Below are 1,752 nucleotides of genomic sequence, written 5' to 3'. Positions count from 1 at the left end.
GCCCCGGCACCTTGGCTTGGTCCTGGTGCGCCGCGGCGGGTACTCCGTGGCCGTCGTGTCCGAGGGGCGGGTGCTGGCCAGCAAAACCGGCACCCGGCACGTGCAGTCCCGCACCGCGGCCGGGGGCTGGTCACAGCAGCGCTTCGCCCGGCGCCGCGCCAACCAGGCCGACGCCCTGGTGGAGGCCGTCGCGGACCATGCCGCACGGATTTTCGCGGACCACAGCGTGGAGTACCTCGTCCCGGGCGGGGACCGCACCCTGGCCGAGCAGGTGCTGGCCGAACCCGCGCTGAAACGCTACGCCGCGCTGGTGCGGCTGGCGTTCCTCGACGTCCCTGATCCGCGGGCGGCGGTCCTGAAGAAGGCCGCCGCTGACGCCTGCGCCGTGCGGATTGTGGTCACTGACCCGCCGGTGTAGAGGAGGCGACCAACGCCCGCTTCGACGGTTCCCTGCCGCTCCCACGTTGCGAAACGTCGATGGGGCAGGGAACCGTCGAAACGGCGCGCAGGGTAGGGTCTCAGCAGCCCGTCAGGTGCCGCGTCGGGCGTTCCTGCCGGTAGACGTACCGGCCCGCAGTTTCGAAGCCGGCGCTGGCGTAGAGCTCCTGGGCACCGGTGTTGGCCACGGTGACCAGCAGCCAGTAGCCGGCCAGGCCAAGGCGTGTCCCCTCGCCGACCAGGGACCGCAGGACAAGGCTGGCGTAGCCCCGGCGGCGTGCGTCCGTGCGGGTCGCCATGCAGTACAGGCCGCCCCGGCGCGGACTGCCGGGTTCTGTTTCGGGCAAGGCAAGGCGTCCGACGGCGGCGGGCACGCCGTCGTCATCCCGCAGGAGGGCGTACAGCGAGGGGCACCCTGCCAGGATGCCGCGGGCGATGGCGAGGGCCGTCTCGTCGCCACGGCCGTCCACACTCCACCAGAGCCGCAACCACTCCGGGGAGGGTTCGGCCGACACCTCAACCCGGACGTCGGCAGCCGGCGGGTCGATCCCGCCATCCCGGACCAGCACCAAGGTCTCGGATTGGCGGGTGAAGCCCTCGGCGTCCAGAACGGCGTTGAGCGCCGCGTAGCGGGAGTCCTCGAAGACCTGAAAGATCAGCGGCTGGCGGCGGCCCCGGTACCAGAGCCGGGCTTCCCGGAGCGCTGCCACCAGCCGGTGCGGATCGTCACCGGGCACCGGCGCCCAGACCGAGTTCCCCCGCTGCGTCACGCCGGAGGATGCCCGGAGCACCCACCCGCCGGACTCCTCCCGCTCCGCCGCGGCCCACGCCACATCCATCAGCGCCTCGAGGCCGCGCACTGCTGCGCCCATAATCTGTCCTCCGTAAGAACCCTGCAAAACACCAGAGGCCCCCCGGTTTCCCGGGGAGCCTCTGACAGTGGGCTGCTAGTCGGCCTTCTTGGCTTCCGGCTTGAAGTCGACGCCGGCTTCCTTGCGCTGCTGCGCCGTGATCGGCGCAGGCGCCGCGGTCAGCGGGTCGTAGCCGTTGCCGGTTTTCGGGAAGGCGATGACGTCGCGGATCGACTCCACGCCGGCCAGCAGGGCGACAACGCGGTCCCAGCCGAAGGCAATGCCGCCGTGCGGGGGCGCACCGAACTTGAAGCCCTCGAGCAGGAAGCCGAACTTCGTCTGGGCGTCTTCCTTGGCCAGGCCCATCAGCTCGAAGACCCGTTCCTGGACATCGCTCTGGTGGATACGGATTGATCCGCCGCCGATCTCGTTGCCGTTGCAGACGATGTCGTAGGCGTAGGAC

At 70.9% G+C, this 1,752-nt stretch carries 3 protein-coding genes; 1 reads left to right on the top strand and 2 read right to left on the bottom strand.

The window, feature by feature from the left end:
• The coding region (locus tag AB4Y86_RS18205) for an acVLRF1 family peptidyl-tRNA hydrolase (RefSeq protein WP_441403553.1) at positions 1-418 on the top strand (418 nt) is incomplete at its 5' end.
• A 100-nt stretch (positions 419-518) separates the two neighbouring features.
• Here the strand turns inward: AB4Y86_RS18205 and AB4Y86_RS18200 are convergent.
• Positions 519-1,310 carry a GNAT family N-acetyltransferase gene (locus AB4Y86_RS18200; protein WP_441403552.1) on the bottom strand — a complete coding sequence of 264 codons (792 nt, stop codon included), beginning with the start codon at positions 1,308-1,310 and terminating at the stop codon, positions 519-521.
• 75 nt (positions 1,311-1,385) lie between these two features.
• Positions 1,386-1,752 (bottom strand): amino acid--tRNA ligase-related protein (locus AB4Y86_RS18195; protein ID WP_441403551.1); only part of this gene is annotated, 367 nt, incomplete at its 5' end.

The sequence above is a fragment of the Arthrobacter sp. 2YAF22_2 genome (assembly GCF_052114645.1).
Classification (GTDB): domain Bacteria; phylum Actinomycetota; class Actinomycetes; order Actinomycetales; family Micrococcaceae; genus Arthrobacter.
Note: the sequence above shows the minus strand (reverse complement) of the source record. Positions and strands in the feature narration are given on the sequence as shown.